This is a genomic window from Pyxidicoccus fallax (assembly GCF_012933655.1).
GTDB lineage: Bacteria > Myxococcota > Myxococcia > Myxococcales > Myxococcaceae > Myxococcus > Myxococcus fallax.
Genome location: NZ_JABBJJ010000031.1, coordinates 25,173 through 47,838, shown reverse-complemented (window position 1 = coordinate 47,838; position 22,666 = coordinate 25,173). Strand labels below are relative to the sequence as shown.

General features: G+C 68.4%; 18 protein-coding genes. 5 read left to right on the top strand and 13 right to left on the bottom strand.

Going from position 1 to position 22,666, the window contains the following annotated elements:
• The first annotated feature begins 136 nt into the window (after positions 1 to 136).
• The gene (locus HG543_RS09500) at positions 137 to 1,315 is read left to right on the top strand and encodes an L-dopachrome tautomerase-related protein (RefSeq protein WP_169344383.1); all 1,179 of its coding nucleotides are present in this window, start codon (positions 137 to 139) and stop codon (positions 1,313 to 1,315) included.
• Positions 1,316 to 1,374: 59 nt separating this feature from the next.
• Here the strand turns inward: HG543_RS09500 and HG543_RS09495 are convergent, their stop codons facing one another.
• Both HG543_RS09495 and HG543_RS09490 read right to left on the bottom strand, forming a co-directional pair.
• Positions 1,375 to 2,613, bottom strand: coding sequence for an MFS transporter (locus HG543_RS09495; RefSeq protein ID WP_169344382.1), 1,239 nt, complete (start codon positions 2,611 to 2,613; stop codon positions 1,375 to 1,377).
• Positions 2,614 to 2,625: 12 nt separating this feature from the next.
• Positions 2,626 to 3,168, bottom strand: a complete 543-nt coding sequence (locus HG543_RS09490) for a TetR family transcriptional regulator (protein ID WP_169344381.1) — start codon at positions 3,166 to 3,168, stop codon at positions 2,626 to 2,628.
• A gap of 312 nt (positions 3,169 to 3,480) precedes the next feature.
• Between HG543_RS09490 and HG543_RS09485 the strand changes: the two genes are divergently transcribed.
• Positions 3,481 to 4,368, top strand: coding sequence for a hypothetical protein (locus tag HG543_RS09485; RefSeq protein WP_169344380.1), 888 nt, complete (start codon positions 3,481 to 3,483; stop codon positions 4,366 to 4,368).
• A gap of 143 nt (positions 4,369 to 4,511) precedes the next feature.
• On the opposite strand, the gene HG543_RS09480 is transcribed toward HG543_RS09485, so the two are convergent.
• The 8 genes from HG543_RS09480 to HG543_RS54425 form a co-directional block, all read right to left on the bottom strand.
• Positions 4,512 to 4,826 carry a hypothetical protein gene (locus tag HG543_RS09480; RefSeq protein WP_169344379.1) on the bottom strand — a complete coding sequence of 105 codons (315 nt, stop codon included), beginning with the start codon at positions 4,824 to 4,826 and terminating at the stop codon, positions 4,512 to 4,514.
• 55 nt (positions 4,827 to 4,881) lie between these two features.
• A complete protein-coding gene (locus tag HG543_RS09475) occupies positions 4,882 to 6,210 on the bottom strand; it encodes a M12 family metallopeptidase (protein ID WP_343073311.1) in 1,329 nt (442 codons plus the stop codon).
• An 811-nt stretch (positions 6,211 to 7,021) separates the two neighbouring features.
• A complete protein-coding gene (locus tag HG543_RS09470) occupies positions 7,022 to 7,774 on the bottom strand; it encodes an LOG family protein (protein WP_169344378.1) in 753 nt (250 codons plus the stop codon).
• A 115-nt stretch (positions 7,775 to 7,889) separates the two neighbouring features.
• Positions 7,890 to 8,627: a metallophosphoesterase family protein gene (locus HG543_RS09465; protein WP_169344377.1), complete on the bottom strand. Its 738-nt coding sequence runs from the start codon at positions 8,625 to 8,627 to the stop codon at positions 7,890 to 7,892.
• On the bottom strand, positions 8,624 to 8,848 hold the full coding sequence (locus HG543_RS09460) for a BON domain-containing protein (RefSeq protein WP_169344376.1): 225 nt from the start codon (positions 8,846 to 8,848) through the stop codon (positions 8,624 to 8,626). The genes HG543_RS09465 and HG543_RS09460 overlap by 4 nt, the downstream gene beginning before the upstream one ends.
• Positions 8,849 to 9,824: 976 nt before the next feature.
• Positions 9,825 to 10,379 carry a hypothetical protein gene (locus tag HG543_RS09455; protein WP_169344375.1) on the bottom strand — a complete coding sequence of 185 codons (555 nt, stop codon included), beginning with the start codon at positions 10,377 to 10,379 and terminating at the stop codon, positions 9,825 to 9,827.
• 470 nt (positions 10,380 to 10,849) lie between these two features.
• Entirely contained in the window at positions 10,850 to 13,219 is a 2,370-nt protein-coding gene (locus HG543_RS55130) for an RCC1 domain-containing protein (RefSeq protein WP_246356871.1), read from the bottom strand.
• A 260-nt stretch (positions 13,220 to 13,479) separates the two neighbouring features.
• Positions 13,480 to 13,626, bottom strand: coding sequence for a phosphatase PAP2 family protein (locus HG543_RS54425; protein ID WP_253910439.1), 147 nt, complete (start codon positions 13,624 to 13,626; stop codon positions 13,480 to 13,482).
• A 754-nt stretch (positions 13,627 to 14,380) separates the two neighbouring features.
• Here HG543_RS54425 and HG543_RS09440 point away from each other — a divergent pair.
• The 3 genes from HG543_RS09440 (at position 14,381) to HG543_RS09430 (ending at position 16,746) form a co-directional block, all read left to right on the top strand.
• Positions 14,381 to 14,710 carry a hypothetical protein gene (locus HG543_RS09440; protein WP_169344374.1) on the top strand — a complete coding sequence of 110 codons (330 nt, stop codon included), beginning with the start codon at positions 14,381 to 14,383 and terminating at the stop codon, positions 14,708 to 14,710.
• 105 nt (positions 14,711 to 14,815) lie between these two features.
• Complete coding sequence (locus tag HG543_RS09435; protein WP_169344373.1) at positions 14,816 to 16,294, top strand: hypothetical protein; 1,479 nt, start codon at positions 14,816 to 14,818, stop codon at positions 16,292 to 16,294.
• Entirely contained in the window at positions 16,291 to 16,746 is a 456-nt protein-coding gene (locus HG543_RS09430; protein ID WP_169344372.1) for a Tsi3 family protein, read from the top strand. Before HG543_RS09435 ends, HG543_RS09430 begins: the two co-directional genes overlap by 4 nt.
• 210 nt (positions 16,747 to 16,956) lie before the next feature.
• Here the strand turns inward: HG543_RS09430 and HG543_RS09425 are convergent, their stop codons facing one another.
• From HG543_RS09425 to HG543_RS09415, 3 genes are all read right to left on the bottom strand, one after another.
• Complete coding sequence (locus HG543_RS09425; protein WP_169344371.1) at positions 16,957 to 17,724, bottom strand: zinc-dependent metalloprotease; 768 nt, start codon at positions 17,722 to 17,724, stop codon at positions 16,957 to 16,959.
• Between the two features lie 252 nt (positions 17,725 to 17,976).
• Positions 17,977 to 19,998 (bottom strand): hypothetical protein, encoded by a 2,022-nt coding sequence (locus HG543_RS09420; protein WP_169344370.1) that lies wholly within the window; start codon positions 19,996 to 19,998, stop codon positions 17,977 to 17,979.
• Positions 19,999 to 20,217: 219 nt separating this feature from the next.
• On the bottom strand, positions 20,218 to 22,353 hold the full coding sequence (locus HG543_RS09415; protein ID WP_500690500.1) for an Ig-like domain-containing protein: 2,136 nt from the start codon (positions 22,351 to 22,353) through the stop codon (positions 20,218 to 20,220).
• Positions 22,354 to 22,666 lie beyond the last annotated feature (313 nt).

Here is a 22,666-nt window from a genome sequence, read left to right as displayed (position 1 = left end):
CGACGCCATGTCGATGTGCGGTAACGGAGGGGGCCTGTCACCCAGGCGACGCCCCCGCGCGCATCCTCCGTGTCCATTCCTCGCGGCGCGTGTAGCTACGGCCGCACGCCGTGAGTCACCTTTCCGGGAGGATGAGATGCGCAATGTGTTGGGGTGCTGTGCCGTGCTGCTGCTGGGGCTGTCGGGGTGCCGCGCCAGCACGAACCCGAACACGCCGGGGCAGTCTCCTGGCGAGACCCCCACCGCGGTGAAGGCCGGGACGCTGGAGGAGGTGCACGCCTTTCACGGGCCCATGCCCACCGGCGTCACCGTCTCGCGAGAGGGCCGCGTCTTCGTCAACTACCCGCGCTGGGGCGACCCGGTGCGGTTCACCGTCGCGGAGCTCCGGGACGGCAAGGAGGTGCCATACCCCAGCGCCGAGCTGCACACGGACTCACCGACTGGCAGTCCGGACAAGCTCCTCTCGGTGCAGAGCGTGGTGGTGGATCCACGCAACCGCCTCTGGGCGCTGGACACCGGCAGCCTGAGGCTGGGCCCCATCGCGGGCCAGGAGTGGCCGAAGCTGGTGGGCTTCGACCTGGGGACGAATCAGGTCCTCAAGGTCATCCGCTTCCCGGCCGAGGTGGTCCGCAAGAACACCTATCTCAACGACGTGCGCTTCGACCTGCGGCGCGGACAGGACGGGCTGGCCTTCATCACCGACTCCGGGGCTGGCGGCCTCATCGTGGTGGACCTCGCCAGCGGGCGGAGCTGGCGCAAGCTGGACGGCCATGAGTCCGTCAAGGCGGACCCGGGCTTCGTGGCCCCCATGGAGGGCCAGCCGCTGATGATTCGTCCGCCGGGCGAGCAGCCCCAGCCCTTCAGCGTCCAATCGGACGGCATCGCCATCAGCGCGGACGGTTCGCGCCTCTTCTACTGCCCCTTGTCCAGTCGCGCCCTCTATAGCGTCAGCGTGGACGCGCTCGCGGACGAGAAGCTCCCCGATGCAGAGGTGCTGAAGACGCTTCAAAAGGAGGAGCGGCGGTTCGCCTCGGATGGCCTGGAGTCGGACGCGCAGGGCCGCGTCTACCTCACCGACTGGGAGCACAACGCCATCCAGGTGCGCGACGCCACGGGGCAGTACAGCACCCTCGTCACCGACCCGCGGATGTGGTGGCCGGACACCCTGGCCCTCTCGACGGACGGCTACCTCTACGTCACCGCCAACCAGCTCCATCGCCAGGCGCAGTTCCATGGAGGGACGGACCAGCGGCAGAAGCCCTACCACCTCTTCCGGGTGAAGGTGGAGGCCACTCCCGTGGCGCTGACGCGGTAGCGACATGGAGCGGGACTCCGCCAGGGACCTGGCGGAGTCCTGGACCGCCGCTCCACGCCTCAAGCCCGCTGGCCACCAGCCTGGACGCGGGCGGCGGACAACACGCCCGCCATCATCAGCACGAGCGTGCCCGCGAGCGGCACCACGAGCAGTCCCGTGCGCAGGCCCACGGCGTCGGCGACGAGCCCGACGACCGGGGGCGACACGAGGAACCCGAGGCGCATCAGCCAGCTGACGACGGTGAGGCCGGTACCGGCTCGCAGGCCGGGCAGCTCGTCGGCACCGTGCATCGCGGCGGGAACCAGCGTCGCGACGCCGAAGCCGGCGAGTGCGAAGCCCGCGATGGTGCCCGTCAACGAGGGGAACAGCAGCGCCGCGCCCATCCCCGCCGCCGTAATCACGCCTCCTGTCCGGGCGACCGCGCGCTGGCCGAATCTGTCGACGAGGCCATCGCCGAGCAGCCGCCCGACGAACTGCGAGCCCACGAGCGCGATGTAGCCGAACGAGGCGAGGGCGACGTCGGCGCCGAGCGTGCCGGAAAGGTAGACGGCCGCCCAGGTACTGCCGGCGTCTTCGACGAGCGTGCCGCCGACGGCAATCAGGACGAGCGCCGCCATCATGAGCCAGATGCGACCGCGGCCCGTCGACGCTTGCCCCGCGGAGAGCCCGTCCGCCTGAGCGCCTCCTTCAGCGCGCTCGCCGGGCTCGATGGGCTCCGGGCCGGGGAGCGTGTACCGCAGCGCTGTCAGCGCGACGACGGCGAAGAGCAGGGCGGACAGGCCCAGATGCACGCCACGCGGCACGTCGAGGCCCGCGGCGAGCCCGCCCATGAGGCCGCCGCACACCGCGCCGACGCTCCAGATGGCGTGGAACGAGTTGAGGATGGAGCGGCCGTAGAGCCGCTGCACGCGCAGGCCGTGCGAGTTCTGCGCCACGTCGGTGATGGCGTCCAGGCAGCCCGCGAAGAAGAGCGCTCCGGCGAGCACACCCCATGAGGGAGCGAGCCCCGCGAGCAGCACGCCCGCGCTCGTGAGCAACGTGCCCGCCACGGCGACCCGAGACGACCGGAAGCGGCGGATGAGTGCTCCGGCGGCGAGCCCGGCCATCAGGGCCCCGGAGGGGAACGCGGCGACGGCGAGTCCGTACTCGGCGTTGCTCAGCCCGAGTCCCGCCTTGATCTGCGGATAGCGCGGCAACAGGTTGGCGAAGATCGCACTGTTGGTGAGGAACAGCACCGCGACGGCGAAGCGGGCTGCCCGGTGCTCGCGGGGCACCGGGGGAGGAGGGGAGGGGAGCATGCGAGGCCTGGTTCAGAGCGAGAGGATGCGGCGCACGGCGTCGCGCGTGACGGCGCGGCTGCGGGGAGTGGGGTCGAGGCTGATGTGGATGAACAGCCCTTCAATCAGTGCGTCGAGCTCTTGCGCCGTCCTGGCGTCGACGAGCCGCTCCAGCGCCTGCCGGCTCCGGCGCATCCAGTCGTGGGTGATCTGCCGGAAGGCGGGCTGGCGCGCGGCGAGCGTGTAGAGCTCGAGGGTGAGCACGAGGTCGTTCGGGCCGGCCGAGAGGTCCGCGTGCACGAGGTGGACGACCGCCTCGGCGAGCGCGTCGAGGTCGGCCGCCGCCTCGATGCGCGCGGCGAAGCGCTCGCTGAGGCGCGTGGCGAAGCGGGTGAACGCCTCGCGCAGCAACTCGTCCATGTTCGTGAAGTGATAGGTCATCGAGCCCAGCGGAACCCCGGCGCGGTCGGCGACGCGGCGGTGTGAGGTGCCGGCGACGCCGCCCTCGGCGATGACAGCCAGTGCCGCGTCGATGATGCGGTCGCGGCGCTCGGGGTCGTGCCGACGGGTCACCACTCGTGTCTCCGGGGACTCGCGCATGAGAGGGGCGCGCCCGTGAAGCGGGGCTCGATGCGTACGAACGTACATATCATGCGTACGTTCGTACATATCGTCCGGCATCAGCGCAAGCCCCTGTGTACAGGCAGGGCGGCTGCTCGCCGCGGCGCCGGGCAGCCGACGTGGCTTCAGGCGTGTCGCGTGGTCGTGCTCGGCGCTGGCCTGTGGTGGCTTCGGCCCTGCCCCTGCTTGGGGCAGGAGACACCGTCACGGATGCTGACGCGACCCGGAGCCCATGGAAGGATGGCCGCGAAAACCTGGGGGACCGGAATGTACCGTTTCGTCGCGTTCATCATCAGTGCGGCACTGTTCTTCGCGCCGTCCGTTGTCGAGGCCGAGCAGGAGGGAACTCCGAAGGAGCGCACCTTCCAGTTCGAAAAGCGTTACGCCGCGGCCGGCGACGTCGACACGGTGCGGCTGCGCATGGACATGAAGTTGGACTTCCTCCTGAATGGGCCAGGGGCCGAGCCCGAGGAGATGAAGGCGTCGGACACGACAATCACCCACTACGTGATGACGGTGCTGGCGGCTCGCAAGGGCCGCCTCGACAGGGTGAAGCTGGCCTTCGGCGAGAAGTACGAGGACACGGTCGAGGAGGGGAAGCCGGAGCGCAAGGTCAGCCCCCTCAGTGGGAAGACGTACCTCGCCGGATGGGTGAAGGGCCGCGTGGTGGTGACGGACGAGGCGGGCAAGCCCATCTCCAAGGAGGAGCGGGACGACATCGAGTCCAGCCTGCCGGAGTTCGGCAAGGCGGACCGGGTGCTGGCGGCGTTCCCCGACAAGCCCATCCGCGTGGGGGACAGCCTGGACCGCTTCGCGAAGGTCTTCGCGGAGGAGTCCCTCCAGTCCAAGGACTCGGGCGTGCGTTTCCTCGACACCCGCGTCCGGCTCTTGGAAATCGTTCCGGACCCGAAGGGGGACGTGGGCATCTTCAGCCTGACCACGACGATGGTCTTCCTGGAGGCCGACGGGCCCCTCGGGATGACCTTCCCCATGGAGGGACAGCTGCGCATCCGGGGGAAGGGGGCACGGCTGTTGGAGTTCACCATGGCGGGCCCGGCGCGCGTGGAGGTGAACGAGGCGCTGCGCGCGGTGGGCGTCACGGTGCAGGGCTCGGGCGAGACGCGGCTGCACCTGGTGGACCCCACCGAGACGTGAGCGTCACCGGCCCCCGGGCCTCCGACCTGGAGGCAGACTGGGCGCCCTCCGGCAGCTGCCGGCCCCGGCTCGCAGTGTCCCCGACGGGATTCGAACCCGTGGGCAGGGCGATAGCAAACCCAGGCAGGACGCGCTGTTACCCGCTATCGCCTTGATCTCACCCCCTGCATGTAGCCACGGAAGAACAGCTCCTCGGCCGTGCCCGCGGCCCGTGCGCCGAAGAGCATCAGCATCGCGAACGTGCCGGTCGAGGCCTGGCTGCTGGCTTCCAAGCCCTTCAGCGTGCTGGTCCAGCTCCAGATGCCCGTGAGGACGGAGGCGCTCTCCAGGGCCTGCCCCAGCGCGAGACTGGCCACCAGGGCGGCCAGCCATGCCCGGGGCGGCAGCGGCGTTCCGGCCTGGAGGCGCAGTCGCTCGCGCCAGGGTTGTGGGGACAGCCAGGCGCACAAGAACGACACCGGGCGGAGTATCTCCTTCCGCCCGGAGTTCCTGGGCCCTACCGCTGGCAGTCCCTCACTCGAAGGTGATGATGAACCGCTCCCATTCACCAATGGCGGTGCGGTCGGCGTTCAACCTGCCGCCGCCGCCGCCCTCGGCCACCAGGTAGCGGGGGGTGAGGAGATCGGGCGTCGACAGGGCCACGGTGTCTCCGGTGCCGATGGTGAGGAGGCCCGTGCCGGCCAGCTTCGTGATTCGGAAGGTTTCATAGCTGCCAGGTGCCGTGGGAGTGGCCGTCACCCCCGAGCCGCCACCGTTCACGGCCATGACATAGTTGCCGTTGTGCGTCTGCAGATGGATGAGGTCACCGCTCTGCAGCTCGAAGCCGTTGCGGTCCACCAGCCGGAACCTCTCCCAGGGGCCCACGGCGGTGCGGTTGACGTCCACCGCGGCGCCGCCGCCGCCCTCGGCCACCACGTAGTAGCCGCCCGAGGAACGCAGGTTGATGGTTCTCGAGTAGAGTCGCGCCACGGTTGCCGCGTCCGTGATGCTCAGCGCGTCGCGCTGCCCGATGGCCTGCCCCCCCAGTGGCTCGATGGTGGGCAGCCCGTTGCTCGAGAACGCCGTCCTCGGGTAGTGCATGATGGAGCCGTAGTCATAGGCGAGGATGTCGTCGCCGTCGGCGATCTGCTGGCTGAAGTTGTGCTCATAGCCCGCGAGGATGTTCTCGGTCCGGATGCGCACGTAGTTATTGCGGTCCTCGCGCGACTGCTCGTGCCAGAGGCCCAGTGCATGTCCGATTTCATGGATGGTGTTGCCCGTGGTGCACGTGCCAGCCAGCCACACCCCTTGCGCGCCACCAATCCGCCCCACGTTGGCACTGCACCCGGTGCCCGTCTGGAAGCGGATGTAGTCCGGGTACAGCGCCGCGTTGAGCACGGTGCGTAGCACGAACCGGAGGTGCGTGCGCTGTTGCCAGTGATTGATGGCGTCCGTGATTCGCGCCTGGTTGGGCACGGCCGCGTCGATGGTGTAGGGCACCTCGGAGTTGGGCCAGCGGTAGTTGGCTCCAGTGATGGCCACGCCCTGGGCCTGGACCCCCGGGGCGTCGAGGCCTCCCCGGGCCTTCACCTCGCGCACGCGCGCCTCCATCTGCTCCACCGTGCCGAGGACCATGTCCCCCTCGTGGATGGCCAGTCCATCCACCTCGGCATACTTCACCGGCATGAGCTTGCCCCTCGCCGCGTTCCAGGCGTAGCCCTCGCGAACCGGGGCGCCAGCCGGCACGCTGGCCTGCTCTGGGTCCAGGCTGGGGCGCGGCTCCAGGCTCGCCTCACCGCAGGCGGTGAGCAGCAGGCAGGGAATGAACAGTGCTACCAGGGCGGGTTTCGAATTGCTTCGCACGATGGTGACTCCTCTCCCGAAAGGCCTTCGGGGGTGCGCGAAGGTAGCCACACTCTAAGTGAAATGATAGTCATATGACTTTGAATTCGGCGCTCGAATCGATGAGCGCCGCGTTCTTGTCGGTGTATGTGACTAGCCAGGAGTTGGCGTGGGTGCGGGGAGCGTACGGGAGAGCACGTAAGCACTTCTCACGAGCCCCGTGGGTAGGTGGGTCCGCTTCACCTGGCGCGCTACTGCTTGCAGCAGAGCCCACCCTCCTCGCAGCAGGCGCCGTTCTCGCAATTTGCATCCCCCGTGTCGCCACAGGCCGCGGCGCTGAAAGCCAGGCCCAGACTGACTGCGAGTTCGCGCCAGCGCTCCCCCAAGCAGGAGAGGAGGAGGCGAGAGCGGGGAAGGAGGCAGCGGCCCGAACGGAGCGGATGAAGCAGAGGACGCGGCGAATGGACTGGGCCGCGTGACTGAGGAGGCCGTTCGACTTCGACGTGTTCGCCAGCGAGAGGTGTGGAGGCAGGCTTGAGGGTGTTGGCATCCGTGAAGGGAGCACGAGGGGGGCGCGCGATTCTGGAGCACCTGGGCCTGGCCCCTGCAGGTGCGAGGCGGGCCCCGGCGCGAGGGCCGCCGGGCGCTCCGCCAGCTTGCGCTGGTAGGAGTGCGGTGCGCGCTTCAAGGCGTTGCAGCTCGAGAGAAGCTGATTCCCGTGCGGTAGCGCCGCCGGTCCAGCTCGTGCCGGGCGGGAAGTGGCAGACGCTGATGGCCAGGCCCGTTGCGTCCGCCAGCCGCTGCGACTCGGCCTTTCATCCGGTCAGCGCCCTCAGTGTGTCCTTTCCTCAGCGGGCTGTGCACCGGCGTCGCTTTGCCACCGGGCGTGATGTTCGCGGATGAGCGCAATTGCTTCGTCCGCGCCGTTCACGCAGCGCGGGATCTCCAGGTCAGGGGCGCTGATGAGCTCGTCGCCGGGCCGTAGCATGTGCGTGCGTGCCCAGTCGACGAGCCCGCCCCACATCGCACCCACGAAGACGAGCGGCGTGTCACGCAGATGTCTGACCTGAAGCAGTTGCCAGACCATCAACGATTCGAGCGCCGTGCCAATTCCTCCTGGAACGACCACGTAGGCGTCGGACATCAGGACGAAGTGGTGCAGGCGGGTGAAGAACGTCTGATGCACATAGGCTTGTTCGACAAAGGCGTTTGACTCCTGCTCGAATGGCAGGTCCACGCGGATTCCGGTGGACTGCGTCCCGCTGGAACCCTGAGCCTGTCTGGCGCCTTGGTTCGCGGCCTCCATCAACCCTGGACCGCCGCCCGTGACGATGTCGCAACCCAACGTGGTCAGACCTGCCGCCATTCTCCGGACTTCGTCGTAGGCCCGGTGGCCAGGCTTCGTCCGAGCTGAACCGAAGATGGTGACGCGGTAGCGCGTTCGGCGTGACGGCCGAAGCCGGGTCAGGTTGTTCACGGCGGTCCAGAGCCCGAAGACGGTGTCGGTGAGAACACGCAGTGTCGTCTCTTCGTCCGCAAGGCTCACGGTAGCTTGGGTGCTGCTCGAGTACGGCGATTCGCTCATGGGAATTCTCCCTCGGTCAGTGCAACCGCTCCAGGCGCGCCGCAGTCCAGCGCGCGGAGGAAGTGCGACGCGCAAGGCTGTCCGGCTTTGGCCAGCGGGCTCGTCCGTCGCTCGGTCAGCGCAGGCGCGAGCCGGGTGGCGCCGCCGGGTCGAGCTCGTATACCTTGTAGGCGGCACGTAGGACGAACCGGGCTACGTTTCGCACCGGGACGCCGCCTGCGGTGAGCCCCCACTCAGTGCCGTTGTGTGCGTGGCCGTGAAACGCCACGTCGCACGGACCCTGGTCGATCGCGTCGGCCAGGAAGAACGAGCCCAGAAAGGGGTGGATCTCGGGGCGCTCGCCGAGGAGCGTGTCCTTGACGGGCGAGAAGTGCGTGAGCGCGACGTGGAGGTTGGCGTCCGCGGTGGCGAGGGCACGGGCCAGCTGCTCGCCACTCTCCCGGGAGCGCCGCACGAACAGCTTCATCTCGGGCTCGCCGAACTCGGTGCCGCACGCGCCGGCGAACCCGCAGCCGAACCCTTTGACACCGGCCACCGCGACCCGCACGCCATCGACATCGCAGACCACCGCCTTGCCCTCGAGGACGCGCACCCCCGCATCCTCGAGCGTGGCGCTAATCGCCTGCTCGGCGCCCATGTGGTAGTCGTGGTTGCCCAGCACCGCGAACATCGGCAACTCGAGGCGCGCGAGCTCGCGAGCCACGACCTGGGCTTCCTCGACAGAGCCGTGCTGCGTGAGATCGCCGGCCACCACCAGAATGTCGGCCCGGCCCCGCAGGTGCTCGACGGCGGCCCGGATCAGCGGCGCCGAGTCCAATCCGGCGTGGATATCCCCGACGGCGGCGATTCTCATGGGACGTAGGCCGTGACGGAAAGATTGTTCACGACCTGCATCTCCGGGGGAAGTGCCTCGCGCACCACCTGCTCCACCGCCGCGCGTAACGAGTCCGACTCGACGCGACCGGCGATGAACACGCGATTGCCCGTGATCCTGAGCTGCACGTCGAGGAGGTTGGTTCGTGGGTCCGTGGCGAGGAGCTGCCGCAGGCGGCCGACCCTATGTTGTGGGAGCATCTCGCTGGCATCCATGTATACGCTCCATTCATACAAGCGTTACGCGACGCGGCGTCGCGCTCCGCATGTGCATGTGAGGGATGACCCCGGCGGGTCCTTGGCCCTCGAAGGTGGCGAGGTTCAGAGGAAAAACAACCCGTCCATCCGTGCATGTTCTGGTTCAATGTTGGGGGAAGCGCGCGCGGTGTAGGGCAAGCCGGGGGCGAGGGGAGGCGTCGGGCGTCAGCGTCCCCACCCTCTACTCCTGGGAGAAGGAAGCGGTGGAGGCGGCCGGGCGGGCTGAGGTTCGGACGCTCGCGGCGCCCACGCTCCCCCAAGCAGGAGAGGAGGAGGCGAGAGCGGGGAAGGAGGCAGCGGCCCGAACGGAGCGGATGAAGCAGAGGACGCGGCGAATGGACTGGGCCGCGTGACTGAGGAGGCCGTTCGACTTCGACGTGTTCGCCTGCGAGAGGTGTGGAGGCAGGCTTGAGGGTGTTGGTATCCGTGAAGGGAGCACGAGGGGTGCGCGCGATTCTGGAGCACCTGGGCCTGGTGACTGTCGATTGAGCCCCTGCCCCGGCACGTCCTCGCCGGGGCAGGAGTCCCAGGTCCATCGGTCGTTGTCAGCGATGGACACCGTCGCGCTCGACGTGCCCACGGTGTAGCCGGTGGTCACCGTGAGCGTCACCACCACCGTCTCACTCCCTCCTTCACCGCGTCGTCGATGGGCGTGACTGGCAACGTCATCGCCGTCGCTCCAGCCGGGAGGGTCCTCCTCCTCTGCTCGGGCGTCAGCCTGAACGGCTGCTGCCCCATCACCTGCAGTCACTGGTGCTGGAACAGGTGGTCCCGCAGTTGTTGTTGACGCAGGTCAACCCGGATGGACACTCAAAACCATTGTCCTCCGCGTCCGCTTGGACCCCACCACACCCTCCGCTCCACCCTTGTGCGTCCTCAGCGAGAGGTGGACGTCACACTGCTACGGCTGTACGTCCCCTCAATACTTGATGCACATCTGGCTCGGGCCGCTGATTCCCTCGTCCGCCTGAAATTCCAACACTTCGGCTCCACCATAGGCTCCTTTGAGAGAGAATGCGGTCGAGCCGTAGCTGCCAGGGAAACTATCGTCAATTCCCACCCTCACCCACCAGACCCCCGCAGCAGGATTCTCAGCGATAAACGTGCAGTTCTTGCCCCACATGTTGCAGTACTCAGAAGTGTTTCCCGCCGGAATCGAATCGAACCCAACATCCATGGCCGGCATGAAGCTGCCATAACAGCTCGGAATGCTTGCCAAGGAGAATTGCAGATATGGGGTACCCTCCGGCACTTCCAGGAAGAATACCTGGTCATACGCCACCATCTCGCCGGAATAGGCCACATTGTTCTGGAGCTGAACTGGCGGTTCCGTCTCGGAAGTCACCGATGCCGACGCCAGACCTGTCTCGGGTGTTGTTGACTCCCCTGTCCCGCAGGCGACCAAGACAAGAGACAGAAGAAGTGCGGAAACGCGCGCGTGCATGGACCCGGTTGCGTCACTCAGATAGCTCATTCAAGGCTCCTCGGTGGCTATGTGAATACTGCGATTGTCAGGCTCGGCATTGCAAGGTGCTGTTTGCCCTCCAGCGCCATGAGCGCAGGAGCGTTCTGGTCAGAACGACTTGGTCTTTTCACATTGGGACCGACGCTTCAAGGTCGCGATGACGACAGCGGTTCGGTTCCCGGGCCGTGGGAGTAGCCCAGGTCCGTGGACACCCGAGATGTGATGGAAGGAGCACGGGATGTCCGCGAACGAGGAGAAGCCGAGTAGGCAGCTTCGCGCAGCGGGCGGCCCGTGGGGGGCTTTTCATGCGCGAGCGGTGGGTGCACGGCACTTCGCTCGGGGTGAGGAGGCGCAGCCCTTGAGGGCATGTGCCTGAAGCGGGGTTCCTCGCTGACGGGGAACGCCCTTGCCGGTGAGGCGCAGCACGAGTGAGCCAGCCACGAACTGGGCGCCCGTGTCCGCGGGCGCCCAGTGTGGTCTCAGTTGCCCAAACCCTGCACCTGCACCGGCGTACTGCGGTTGGTGGTCGTCCCGTCTCCAAGCTGGCCGTAGTCGTTGTTGCCCCAGGCCCAGACGGTGCCGTCCGTCCTCGACGCCACGGAGTGACGGGCGCCAGCGGCAATGTCCGCAACCCCCATCAGGCCCTGCACCTGCATCGGCGTATTGCGGCTGGTGTGGGTCCCGTCCCCGAGCTGGCCGTTGTTGTTATAGCCCCAGATCCAGACGGTGCCGTCCGCCTTCAATGCCATGGTGTGTACATCACCAGCGGCAATGGCTGTGCCCCCCGTCAGGCCCTGCACCTGCACTGGCGTACTGCGGCTGGTGTTGGTCCCGTCCCCGAGCGCACCGTTGCTGTTGAGGCCCCAGCCCCAGACGGTGCCGTCCGTCTTCAACGCCACGTTGTGGCCGGTGCCAGCGGCAATGGCCGCAACCCCCCTCAGGCCCTGCACCTGCACAGGCGTATTGCGGTTGGTGTTGGTCCCGTCCCCGAGCTGGCTGTAGCCGTTGTGGCCCCAAGTCCAGACGGTGCCGTCCGTCCTCAATACCATGGTGTGTTGGAAGCAAGCGGCAATGGCCGCAACCCCTGTCAGGCCCTGCACCTGCACTGGCGTAATGCGGTCGGTGTTGGTCCCGTCCCCGAGCTGGCCGTAGCCGTTGTAGCCCCAGACCCAGAAGGTGCCGTCCGTCTTCAACGCCACGGTGTGTTGGAAGCCAGCGGCAATGGCCGCAACCCCTGTCAGGCCCTGCACCTGCACTGGCGTACTGCGGTTGGTGTTGGTCCCGTCCCCGAGCTGGCCGTTGCTGTTGTAGCCCCAGGCCCAGACAGTGCCGTCCGTCCTCAACGCCACGGTGTGGTAGAGGCCAGCGGCAATGGCCGCAACCCCTGTCAGGCCCTGCGCCTGCACCGGCGTACTGCGGTTGGTGTGGGTCCCGTCCCCGAGCTCGCCGTAGGTGTTGCCGCCCCAGGCCCAGACGGTGCCGTCCGTCTTCAACGCCACGGTGTGGTAGAGGCCAGTGGCAACGCGAGAAGTAGCGGAAGCCACGCATGGCGTGCCGCCAGCCAGGCCAAATGAGGCGCTGGTGGACAAGCCCAGCGCGTTGGTGACTGTCACCGTCACCGCGGGTGTGGTGCCCGCGGGCACGCAGGAAGGCGCCGTCCAGAGGACTTCGCTCGTCGTCGCACCATGGGTGGCCGTGCCCAGCGTGCCCACGTTGGCAGTCCAAGCGAAGGAGAGCGCGCTGCCCTGCGCGTCCTTCGCCTTCACCCGGAAGCTGACGGTACCCCCCGGCTCCGGCACGCTGCCGCTGGACTGGTAGGACTCCACCACCTCCGGCGGGAAGCGCGCCGAGGGCTTCGGCCCCACGCACATGGCCAGCGTCCCCGTCTTCTGTCCTCCCCTCCCGTCCGTCACCGTCACCGTGAGGGCACAGCTGGCGCAGGAGCTGCCCGCCGGCGGCTGCGCCGTGGGCGTGAAGCTCGCGCTGGCCGAGGTGGCATTGGCCCACGTGCCCTGGCAGCCCGCCGTCCACGCGTAGAAGAGGCTGTCTCCATCATTGTCGCTGGCGCTCGCCACCACCGTGGTGGCCTCGCCCACCGCCACCCAGGAAGGCGTCGCCGTCACCCGGGCCACCTGCGGCCAGGTATTCACCGAGACGTTGACGGCCGCGCTTCCGGTGCCAGTGCTCACCGTGAGCGTCACGCTGAGCGCCGCCGTCGCCCCCTTCGAGTCCGTCACCGTCAGCGTCAGCACCACCGGCCCGAGCGCAGTGGGCGCCGTCCACGCCGTGCTGAGGCTGCTGGCCGAAGTGAAACTGCCCGCCCCCGCCGTCCACGCGTACGTCAGCGTGTCCCCAGTGTCCGGGTCCTCCGCCGTCGCTTGCAGCGCCACCACTCCGCCAGGTGCCACCGTCGCGGGACTGGCCACCAGCGACGTGATGACCGGCACCGCATTCTCGAACGCAGGGGACGAATTCACCTCTTGCAGCAACAGCGTCACCGCCGTCGTCTGGTCCGCCGTGATGGCGACACCTGTCACCTGGCCCGCGTAGCGCACCGTGTTGCCAGCGTCGAAGGCCTGGGCGCTGAAGGTACGGTCCCCTCCCGCCGGCAGCTGGCCCACCACTCCGCCCCACTGCCCGCCCGTCTTCGACAGCAACTCGGTGCGCGTGGCCATCCCCGCTCCACTCACCGTCAGCTCCACCCGGGCCACGTCGCTGGCGCTCAGGGCCTGTGGCAGCGTCACCACCGCCTGCGTGCTTCCCGTTTCCACTTCGGCGCCGCATCCCACCAGCGCGCCCCAGATGCCAATGGCAATACACAACAGCCAGCTTCTTCTCTCCCGGTACATGGATGTCCCTTGTGCGAGCGACTGCGTCAGCCTTTCCCGCGGCAGCGCCGCACCCACTCGTGTGCAAGGAGTGGCAGGAAAGGAGGGTCGCAACCGTACCTGGAGCGCACGTTCCTCTGCCCCTGAGTCGGCTTTCGCCCACCTCCATGCAATGACCGGGCGTGTGCTGCTCCCGACGGCATTGACAAGGGGCGCGAGACACACCGAGCCCCCTTCCGTGCACGCCCGCTCAGTCAACCCCGGTCGCGACCGGACTCCTGTCACGCCACCGGCTGCCGAGCCTCCTCGCGCAGTGCTGGGCTGCGGCGCTTCAGGGCGCGCACGGCAATCGCGGTGAGCAGCGCCCAGGCGAGCCCCGCCACCCAGCCGCCCAGCACGTCCGTGGGGTAGTGCACGCCCAGGTACACGCGCGTCCCCCAAGCAGGAGAGGAGGAGGCGAGAGCGGGGAAGGAGGCAGCGGCCCGAACGGAGCGGATGAAGCAGAGGACGCCGCGAATGGACTGGGCCGCGTGACTGAGGAGGACGTTTGACTTCGACGTGTTCGCCTGGGTGAGGTGTGGAGGCAGGCTTGAGGGTGTTGGCATCCGTGAAGGGAGCACGAGGGGTGCGCGCGATTCTGGAGCACCTGGGCCTGGCCCCTGCAGGTGCGAGGCGGGCCCCGGCGCGAGGGCCCCCCCAGGCAGTGGGGTGTTGAGGCGCTCAAGACACCCCACAGGCCCCGCCCGGGCTCTTGCCGCGCTCTGATGGGAGGGCGGCCTGGGCTGCAGTGTGCCCTATGGGGGTGCTCGGCCCCCTACACCGGCCTGGCACACAGCTCGGGTGGCTCCCGTCCGCGGCCCTCCTCGGCCCCTCCGCTCCAGCCCTCACCTTCAACCGGCCTCCCATTTTTCTGATGCTCCGAGGAGACGTCATCTCGCTGCTCCAGCACCGGGGCGTGGAGGTGGCCGGCGTGGACTTCAGCGAGGACATCCGCGCCTCCGTCTGGCCCAACATCCGCGACGCCTTCTTCTCCGGAGACATCCGCGAGCGCTGCCGCGCCCTGGCCGCCGAGGGCCGTCGCTTCGACACGCTCTGCGGCTTCGACATCTGGGAGCACCTGGCCCCGTCGGCCCTGCACGAGTACATCGACTCCGTCCTGGAGGTCGCCGCTCCGGATGCCCTGTGCATCTTCATCATCCCGCGTTCGGGGAGGACCGCGTCTTCGGCGAGCAGTTCCCGCTCGAGTTCGAGGAGAACCGCGCCCGCTTCGACGCCCGCGAGCCCTTCGAGTACCTCCTCGCCGAGCACACGTCGCCAGCCATTCCCGCCTCGGGTCATCTCATCTGGGCCCACACGGAGTGGTGGGAGCGGCAGTTCGAGCAGCACGGCCTGCGGCGGCTGACGGATGTGGAACGCCGGCTCCATGAGGTGTTCGACCCGTTCTTCCTGCCTCCTCCCGTGAAGCAGACCTATCGACAGCTCCGCCAGTGGTACCGGCGCTCTCGCGGGTGACGCACCGCGTAGCCACCATGGGAGACGGTCATCCGCAACAAATGACCCCTCCCTCCGATAATTCCAGGGAACGTCGGATCATGTGAGTGTTGAACGAGGGGGCACATGCGCATCACATCACCGAGGACTCCCACCTCCGGGGCCATTCCCAGCCGGGAATCCAAGGACATCACCCCGAACTCCACGACTGGAGAGGTCGACGGTGCGCAGGGCGGCGCCCCAACCCCGCGTCCCGCCACCGACTTCTCGGTCAGCGGCTTCGAAGAGACGCCGTCCGCGGCGCGCACCTGGGCGCGGTTCTCCGGGGAGACCCCGGGGCTCACGCTCGCTGCGGAGCGCGCCGCAGGGCCGGCGGGTCCAGCGGGCCCGGCCGCACCCCAGCCGTCCCCAGCCGCGCCCCAGCAGTCCACGGCCGCCCGGGTGCAGGAGCTCATCTCCTACGGTGTGACCGACTGGGCCGTGACGTCCGCCGAGCAGTCCCAGGTCCTCTCGCTGCTGCGCGCGGACCGGAACCTGTCCGGCACGGTCCGGGAGCTCCAGTCGAACAACATGCTGGGCGCGCTCATGGACCGCGTCTCCGACCCCGGCCACCGGCGCGAGCTGGTCCAGATGCTCGGCGCGCGGACGGATGACAGCGCGCGGAGCATGGTGACGCCGCATGTCGCCCGGCTGGGCGCGCAGTGGGAGATGCAGTTCAACCTGGGGCGCATGGGGGTCACCTCGGCGGCGCCGCCGTTCAACGTGGGGCCCTTCAGGCCGCTCGTCAGCAACAACCCGGAGGCGCCCTTCACTGGCGCGGGAGCCTCGGGCGTCAACCCGACGCAGCGAGGCGTCCCGCTGACGGACCAGTTCCAGCTCTGGCGGGAGGACCCGGCGACCACGCAGCGCTATAGCAACCCGATTCCCGGGGACCTGTCCGCGTACCTGAACTCGCTCTCGCCCACGGACCGGAGCCGGCAGGCCGAGCTCTTCCTGCGCCAGCCCATCAGCACGGTGGACCCCGCCTCCTACGCGGGCCGCATCCCCTCGCGCGCCCAGGTCATCGAGGCCGCCGCGCGGCACAACAACATCGAGCCCGAGCTGCTGGCCGGCTTCCTCCTCGCGGAGCAGCGGGACCAGTCCGCCAACGAGGACGCCAAGGACTACGTGGGGGCGACCCGGGGCGCCAACACCTCCGTCGGGCTGGGGCAGGTGGTCATCTCGACGGCCCGGCGCAATGACCTGTTCCAGGACCTGCTCTCTCCCGGCACGCGTGGCGCGCTGAGCGATACGGACACCGCGCGGCTGCTCGCGTCGGACGAGTACAACATCTTCGCGGCGGCCCGGTACATCCGGCAGGTCGCGGACGAGGGCTCCCGACTCGGCGCCACCGCGGTGCCCGGCACGCGGAGCACCTATCCCGACCTCGACCTGGGCGCCTATCGGCGCCACTCGTCCAGTTGGCCCCGGGACAACATCCGCGCGCTGGGCTCCGAGTACACGTCGCGGGCCTGGGACGACCGGCTCTCCACGGGCTGGGGCAACTTCGTCCTCTCGGCCTACGACGACGTCCGGGCCAGCGGCGTCTTCCCTGAACCCGAATGAACGTCCGCCTTGCCCCGGCGCTCCTCGCCGTGATGCTGTCCGCGTGCACCATGCCCGAGAGCACCACCCGCATCGTTCATCCCAACGGCCTGTCCGTGGCGCTGCCGGCCTCGCTGTCCGCCGAGCAGCGCCCGGAGGGCTTTCGCATCGACGCCCCTGGCGCGCGCAACAGCCGCGCCCCGCTGGAAATCTCCGTCAGCGTGCACCCCGGCGCGGAGAGGCCGGACGGAGCGTGGCCCTCCACGCGGGACGTGGGAGGGCGGCGCTTCTCGTACCGGGTGGACCAGGAGGAGGGGGGCTCGGGCGGCGACTTCTTCGTGCTCAGCGCCTGGACGTCCTTCCCGGGCGGGCACGTGCTCGTGCGGCAGGAGACGCAGGCGGAGCCGCCCGCGAAGCCAGACTTCGCGCAGGCCTGGAAGGTGATGGAGTCGCTCGTCCCACCCTCCCGGTGACGCACGGCGCGGCGGAGGACGCAGGCCGCGTTCCGCGAGGACGCGCCGCTCCCTCTCCAATCGGATCAGCCCCGGTGGCGCACCACTCGCAGCCATGTCCCGCACGCCATCGAAATCTCCACAGGCCAGAATGCCCGGGAATGCGGTGCCCGCGAGGAGCACCTGCCCCCACGGAATCATGAACGGACGCGGGGGCAGGCGCGCCATCTCTTAGTAGAGGGCATTCAGCGCGGTGATGTCGCTGCTGGTCCACTCGCCCGTCTCGGTCGAGCGGAAGCAGGAGTTCATGATGGAGCCACCCACCCAGGCATCGGGCGGCGTGCCGGGGATGAGTTCGGCGCCCACGCCCGCGGTGCCCTCGTTGCCGCCGCTGCCGCAGCTGATGGACCGGTTGTAGTAGTCCGAGTGGCGGAAGCCGATGGTGTGGCCCAGCTCGTGCGTGATGACGTGCTCGTTCACGTCAACGCTGTAGCTGTTCAGGCCCGTGCCGATGTTGATGGTGCCGTAGGGCCTGCCGCCGGAGGGGAAGCCCGCCGAGCCGCCCGCACCCGACATGGTCTGCGCGGTGATGTTCGCGCTGCAGCCCGTCGTGGGGCCGCGAGCCAGGGTGAAGGTGAGGCCCAGCGCGTTGTAGTTCTGGATGGCCAGGTCCAGGCCCTGGCTCAGCCGGCTGTAGCTGTTGAACGTGGAGGTGGGGTTGATGCAGATCTTCGTCACGGAGGAGCTGACCAGGTTGGTCGTCCGGTACTGCTCCTGGCTTCCCTTGTCGGTCTGGAGCATCTCGCGAGACGCCTCGAGAGTCACGTGAGCGTCGAGGCCCACGTACACCGCGTCGTCGACGACCCGGATGTCGTCGGCCGGGAAGCCGGCCTTGACCAGGTTGGAGACGATCTCCTGGTTCTTGCTCTCCAGGTCGGTACCGCAACTCGCCATCAGCGCGCCACAGCTCGCCACGAGGACTGCCGCCTTCTTGAGCATTTCCATTTCCTCTCGTTCGGGGATGACTCCGCCGCTTGACCTTCCCACCAGCCGCGGTCAGCGCGCCCCGACATGGGGCGACTGTCGGGCCACCAGGACCGACAGATGGGAATAGTCAGCATTTGATGAAATGACCCAGGGAATCAACACTCCCGCTTCCAAGGATGTGAGCGTCAAGGAATATGACACCGGAGCATATGGGGTTGTCCTTACGGCCGTAGCTCCTGGGGTCCTGTCGAGGCCGACAGCAAATCAGCGGTCGAGCTTGGGCCCGTCGACCCGGAAGTCGAACAAGAAGTACGGAGGCACGCACGCCCCTGTTCCAGGGGCGCTGCCTGGGTAACGGCTGCAGCCGTAGTCGTCGCGACAGGGTTCGTCGACGGAACAGGCACGCGTCATCATGCCTGCCACGAGCCCTCGTTTCCGGACGCAGTCTTCAATCGGCTCCTCCAACGGAAAACAGACCTGTTCATAGCCAGAGGCGAACGTCAGCGTGCACACCGAGGAGCCCGAGCGCGCGCCGGGCTGGGCGCACAGCACGGTGCAAAACCCGAGCGGGAACCCGTAGCGATTGGCGAAGCACGGAATGGCGTCCGGGGGCTGCTCCTGGCACACCTCGGGTGGCTCGGCGACGATCTGGTCGCCGCTCGCGCCCGGGCGGGCCACCACCCGCGCGTTCTCACACGCGTCGCCGATGGTCCGGATCGCGGGCGCGCAGAACCCGACCTCGTCGTGGTGACTGTCGCGGCACTCGAGCCCGGCCTGGCACGTCCAGTCCGCGAAGCTTGGATCTCCGAGCCCACAATGTGAGCCGTAGAAGCCGGCGGAGGTGGGGTGTTCGGGAAACGGTCGCGGCTCGGCGAAGGCGGTCCCGTCCGCCACGCTGGCGAGCATCCGCGCTCGCCAGCCGAGCTCCTCATGCAGGTGCGGCGAGACGCCGACCGCGAGGGCGTTGAACGTCTTGTCCGGATCTCGCTCCTCGCCGGGGAGGTGGAAGCCCGCCACGGACCGGCTCTGATGGCAGCCTGCACACGTGAAGCCATCCAGCCTTCGCAGCAGGCCCCGCGGAGAGCGAACCAGCTTCGCCCTGGCATAGGGGAGATCCGCGAACGCCCCCGAGTCGACCTCCGCCTTGAAGAGCGAGCCGAAGACACGATTGGCGGGCCTGGAGAGCCCGCGGGGGCTCGCCGAGATGGCCCGCATGGCCAGGAACCTGTCCGGAATGACGAAGCGCCCGGCGTCAATGTCCATGAAGCGCTTCACAATCCAGTCCGCCAGCGCCTTCTTCTCCGCCGGGTCGAGGTCCGCCCGAGGCGTGTTGAGGAGCGGCCGTGGGATGAGGCGCTCCTGCCTCACGTCGAAGGACCTGAGGACGTACTCCGCATGGTCGTCCGTCTCGGGGGTTGCCGGCCCGTGCAGATTCTGGAAGTTCGTCTCGAGGCCGCTCATGGGCGGCAGTCGGCTCACCATCCGCCCCACCGCGGCGGTTCGCTCGGCGGTGTTCGCCGGCAGCGCGCGCCATTGCTGGGCGCTCACCCTGCAGCTCCCGCCCGGCCCCATGGGCAACGGCCGGATGACGTTGACGGTCATTGGCAGGCGGACCACGGGCCGGCCGTTTGGCTGCAAGGAGAGGCGATAGATCAGCCGGAGCTGGCCACACTCCTTGGGCGTCGAAAAGCGCATGTCGAGCCGGTTGACCACGCCCACCAGTTGGAAGCGCGCGCCGGGCGAGCGCAGCCACTTCGGATTGAAGACGTAGTTCAGGCGCTTGGGGTCGAGCGGGAACTGGCTGAGGGCGACGCCGTCCCGATTGGACAGCTCGGCGAGGTCGCGTTCGATGACCGCAACGAAGGACGCATACCGTGGCGAGGCGAGGAGGCTCCGCGCGTCCTCGGCCGGAGCGCCCAACTGCTCGCCAAAGGACAGCCCCTGCCGCTCCAGGATGAGCAACTCCGCGGGGTCGGAGAGCAGCAGCGAGGGTTCGCGAGTTGGCGAAGGACGCGCCTGCGCGGCGGGCGGTTGGCTTGTCGTAAGGCTCGGAGCGCGGGCTGGAGGGCGCTCCGGCGGTTCGCTCGAACAGGCGGCGCATATGAATGCGAGCGTGGTCGCGATAGCGCGCAATCCGGAGAGGCGTGCTCTGGAACGGTTCGGTTGCATCGCCGCACCTTTCGTATGTCCTGGGGAAGCGCGAGGAGTTGTGCTTGCGCTTCTGGAGGAGGCGTCGCGACTCTCAGCAGACAAAGCATACACCTCCCAGCCCACCGCGTAAGACACCCCACAGGCCCAGCCCAGGCTCTTGCCGCGCCCTGATGGGAGGGCGGCCTGGGCTGCAGCTCGACCGGCCTGCGCCCCAACCCTACGCCGCACCCGCGTAGAGACGCCGGAGGGACACACTGAGGGCACATGACGGACGGGAGGGAAAGAAAAGCCCAGCACCCCCTTGAGATTGCTGGGCTTCCCATGTTGTCCCCGACGGGATTCGAACCCGTGGAGCTAGGGACTGGTCGCGAACACGAGATCGTCGTGGTCGGTGTAGCTGCCCACGCCGCAGGGGGCCGCGCTCCCGCCGTAGCGGAAGCGCCCCCGGATGACCTGCGCCCCCGTGGGCAGCGTGAAGGTGTGAGACAGCGTCTGACTCCCGGCCCGCGTCGGAGTGAGCGTGGTCAGGAAGGTCCACGCGGGGTTGCTCAGGCTGGTCGCGTAGTACAGGTCGAGCATGTCGGAGGAGTACGAGGAAAAAGCCCAGACCGTGGCGTCGATGCGGACCTGCTTCCCGGCGGCGAGGACGGTGTTGTCGGTGGTGGAGATCACCAGGCGGTCGAGGGATTCGTCATTGTGAAAGCCTCCCGCCGTGCCATCCGCGCAGGACGCCTGGAGGGTATTGGGCGCCTGGGGCTCCGGGCCCAACGGGCCGCGGCCCACCAGGAGCGTGCCGGAGTCGCAGCCCGCCGCGGGTGTGCTGCACCGGGGGACTCGCAGTGTTCCGTCATGGGTGGCCATCACCACCACCGGGTTCGACACCAGCACCGTCACACCCGCGCTGGTCGCGCTGTTCCCGGCGGCATCGAAGGCGCGGGCGGTGAGCACCCAGTTCCCGTTGGCGACGCTGGCCGAGTTCCAGGAGACCGAGAACGTCGGTCCGGTGGATGAGCCGATGAAGGAGCTCCCCACGTAGAAGTCGGTCCGCACCACGCCCACATTGTCCGAGGCGCTCGCCTGGATTGCCACGGTGCCCGTCACCACCGCGCCGCTCGAGGGCGAGCTGACGGAGACGGTGGGGGGCGTGGCTTCGAGGCAGACGCCCGCGGAGCCGCAGGTGCTGCCCTCCGAGCAGGTTCCGCAGGAGAGCGTACCGCCGCATCCATCCGAGAGCGTGCCGCAGCTCCGGCCCTGCGCCGCACACGTGGTGGGCGTGCAGCTCACGCAGACGTTCGAGCTGCAAACGTCGGTTCCGCTGCAAGCGCCACAGTCGAGCGTGCCGCCGCACCCGTCCGCGATGCTGCCGCAGTTCTTGCCTTCCTGGGCACAGGTCGTCGGCGTGCAGGTGACGCAGACGTTGGCTTCGCAGAGCTCCCCGCTGCCACAGGTTCCGCAATTCAGGGTGCCGCCGCAGCCATCTGGAATCGTGCCGCAGTTCTTCCCCTGCGAGGCGCAGGTCACCGAGACAGTACAGGTCGAGATCAGCTCGGCGTGCGTGGTGCGCGCTCCGTTCGAGTAGCCGCTGGCGACCAACACGCGGCCATCGTTCAACCGAACCGCCTGCGACATGTATCTGGCGATGAGCAAGGGGTCACCGGCGCTCCAAGCCCCGGTCGAGGGGTCATAGATCGCCGACGAGGCATGGTACCCGCCTTCATACCCACCGGCGACCAGGACGCGGCCGTCGGCGAGCACAGCTCCTACCGCGTCGGCACGCCCATTCATCGTCGCCGTCGCGGACCAGGTGCCCGTGACCGGATTGTACAGCTCCGCCTCGTTGAAGGTGCCCGTGCCCTCCTGCGTCCCGCCGACCAACAGCACCGAACCATCTCCCATGAGGAACGCCTGGTGCCGGGTCCGACCGGTGAACGGGCTCGCCCGCGGGGTCCAGGTGCTGGTCACAGGATCGAACTCCACCGCGGGGACGAAGGTCGGGCTGCCCTGGAGGTCGTATTCAAGCCCTCCGGCGACCAGCACCTTGCCGCTGAGAAGGCGCGTCGCGGTGTGATCGAGGCGCTTTTTCGGCAAGGATGCAACGTACGACCAGGTATTCGTCGTGGGGTTGTAGATTTCGCAGATCGTCGAGCCACCCGCGGTCGTCGTCAGCGCGTTCGTGCCGGCGACGACGAGCACCCGGCCATCCTGCAACAGCGTCGCCGTGTGCCTGGCGTGGGGCACCGCTGTAGGCGCTCCGTTCGACCAGGTGCCCGTGACCGGGTTGTAGATCTCCACCGTGTTCGTCACTCCGGTGGAAGGGCTGCCGACGAAACCACCGACCACGAGCACCCGGCCATCCTGCAGCAACGTGGCCGTGTGCGAGCTCCGGCCGTTCGCCAGGCTGGCGGCGAGGTCGAACTGCCCGGTCGCTGGGTTGTAGCGCTCGACGGTGGAGACATTGCCGCCCCAACCGTACCCGCCGGTCACGAGCACTGTTCCGTCTTGGAGCAGGGTGAGGGTGAATGAGGTTCGCGCCACATTCAGGGAGCCGGTCTGGACACTCAGCGGCTGGCTTTGGCTCGAGGACTCGCTCTCTTGGGGCAGCTCCGTGGGAGAACACCCAGACGCGAATGAGACAGCCAGGACTACCAATGAAAAACGTGTGAGCAATCTGAACATTCGCGGACCCTATGGCAACTCCATTCGGGGCAGCAAGGGCCGCTGGCTCTCCTGAGCCATCCCTCCGGTGACCCCACGAGTACGGACGCGGAAACGCCGTCCTTCGCGGGTCCGTTTGTTCCTCGGC